The organism is Mesorhizobium sp. M7A.F.Ca.US.014.04.1.1 (assembly GCF_003998745.1).
In the GTDB taxonomy this organism is placed as follows: domain Bacteria; phylum Pseudomonadota; class Alphaproteobacteria; order Rhizobiales; family Rhizobiaceae; genus Mesorhizobium; species Mesorhizobium ciceri.
In genome coordinates this window covers 1-2,139 of the sequence record NZ_RZRW01000778.1, presented here as the reverse complement: position 1 = coordinate 2,139, position 2,139 = coordinate 1, and the positions used below count along the sequence as shown (strand labels likewise).

At 65.5% G+C, this 2,139-nt stretch carries 3 protein-coding genes; all 3 read right to left on the bottom strand.

Going from position 1 to position 2,139, the window contains the following annotated elements:
- On the bottom strand, window positions 1-867 hold an 867-nt coding region (locus tag EOA22_RS31350), incomplete at its 3' end, for an ABC transporter ATP-binding protein (RefSeq protein ID WP_164756101.1).
- Window positions 864-1,712 carry an ABC transporter permease gene (locus EOA22_RS31345; protein ID WP_013527973.1) on the bottom strand — a complete coding sequence of 283 codons (849 nt, stop codon included), beginning with the start codon at window positions 1,710-1,712 and terminating at the stop codon, window positions 864-866. The genes EOA22_RS31345 and EOA22_RS31350, both read right to left, overlap by 4 nt.
- On the bottom strand, window positions 1,705-2,139 hold a 435-nt coding region (locus tag EOA22_RS31340; protein ID WP_164756100.1), incomplete at its 5' end, for an ABC transporter permease. The genes EOA22_RS31345 and EOA22_RS31340, both read right to left, overlap by 8 nt.

Sequence of the window (2,139 nt, the reverse complement as noted above, 5' to 3'; positions counted from 1 at the left end):
CCTCCAGGCTTGGTCGGCGGCAGCGATCTCCGAAGCAAGTCCGCCCAGCACCGCCTCGTCCACCGGTCTTAGCGAGGCGAAAGGATCGGTGTAGCGTGGCGTCGCCGCGATCAGCGCCCGTGTGTAGGGGTGCTGCGGCGCGGCGAAGAGCGCTGCGGTCTCGGCCTCCTCCACCACCTTGCCGGCATAGAGCACCGAGACCCTCTGGCTGATCTTGGCGACGACGCCGAGATCATGGGTGACGAACAGGATCGCCGTGCCATGCTCGCGCTGCAACGCAGCGATCAGCCGCAGGATCTGCTTCTGCACGGTGACGTCGAGCGCCGTGGTCGGCTCGTCGGCGACGATCAGCCTTGGCTCCGCGGCGAAGGCGGCGGCGATCAGCACGCGCTGGCGCATGCCGCCGGACAGTTCGTGCGGATAGCTTTTGAGCACGCGGTCGGGGTCGCGGATCTGCACCTCGTCCAGCAACTGGCGAATGCGGGTATCGGCCTTCTCGCCACTCCAGCCGAGGATGCGCACCAGCCGGTCGGTCATCTGCGAGCCGATGCGGCGTGACGGGTTGAGAGCGGTCAGCGGGTCCTGCGGGATCAGCGCCGTGCATGCCCCGATCAGCGTGCGCCGTGCCTTGGGCGGCAACTTGCCGAGGTCTTCGCCCTCAAGCAACATATCGCCTTCGACGATGCGCACGCTCGACGGCAGCACACCAAGCACAGCCTTGCCGATCATCGTCTTGCCGGCGCCGCTTTCGCCGACCAACGCGCGGACCTCGCCGGGTTGGACGGAGAGCGACACCGAACGCAGCATGCGCTGGCCGTTGGGCAGCACGGCGCTCAGATTGGCGATGTCAAGGCAGACCGCGCTCATCGCAGCACCGGGTCGAAGCGCGTCTTCAACGCCTCGCCGAATTGGCTGAACGACAGCACGGTGAGGATGAGCGTGATCAGCGGGAACACCAGCACCCACCAGGCCTGATGGATCGACAGCCGGCCCTCGGCGATGATGCCGCCCCAGGTCGGGTCGTCGGTCGAGATCGACAGATTGACGAAGGACAGGATCGCCTCGACGATGACGGCGATGCCCATTTCCAGCGACAGCAGCGCCACGATTGACGGCACCACATTGGGCAGCACTTCGCGCAGCATGATGCCGATGCGGCCATAGCCGGCGATGCGGGCATTCTCGACATAATCCATGCGCGACTGGCCCATCGTCTCGGCACGGATCACCCGGCAGAAACGCGTCCAGTCGATGATGGCGATGGCCAGGATGACGGAACTCAAGCCTGTGCCGAGCACCGCAACCAAAAGGATGGCGAACAGCACCGGCGGAAATGCCATCCAGACATCGACGATGCGCGAGATGATGCGGTCGGCCCAGCCGCCGAAATAGCCGGCTATGAGCCCCAGCATCGAGCCGACCAGGCAGGCGGCGATGGCCGCGGCGAAAGCGACGATGAAGGCGATGCGGCCGCCGAAGATCAGCCGGGACAACAGATCGCGGCCGAGGCTGTCGGTGCCGAGCCAATAGCCGGGTTCGGCGCCGGCCATCCAGAACGGCGGCAACCGTTCCAGCATCAAATCCTGCGCCAGCGGATCCTGCGGCGCGACCAGCGGCGCGAAGATTGCCGCCAGAAGCGCCAGCAGCAGCCAACCGCCGGCAAGCCACAGACGCGGCGACACAGCTCGTCTTTGAGCGCGGCCCTCATCCATGGCGCAGCCTTGGATTGAGCAGCGCGTACATCATGTCGACGCTGAGGTTGATCAGCACGAACAGCAGCGCGAAGACCAGCACGATGCCCTGAATCAGCGGCAGGTCGCGGTTGATGACGGCGTCGATCGCCATGTTGCCGAGGCCTTCATAGGAAAACAGCCGTTCGACGATGACGGTGCCGCCGATGAGGAAGGTGAACTGCACGCCGACCAGCGTCAGCGTCGGCAGCGCGGCATTCTTCAGCGCTTCGCGCAGGATGACCTGTGTTTCCGAGAATCCCTTGACCCGCGCCAGCACGACGTAGTCGAGGTCGAGCACTTCCTTCAGCGACTGTTTCAGCAGCTGCGAGATGATCGCCGCCAGCGGCAGCGCCAGCGCCACGGCCGGCATCAGCATGTGTTTCAGCAGATCCCAGGTCAAGACGAG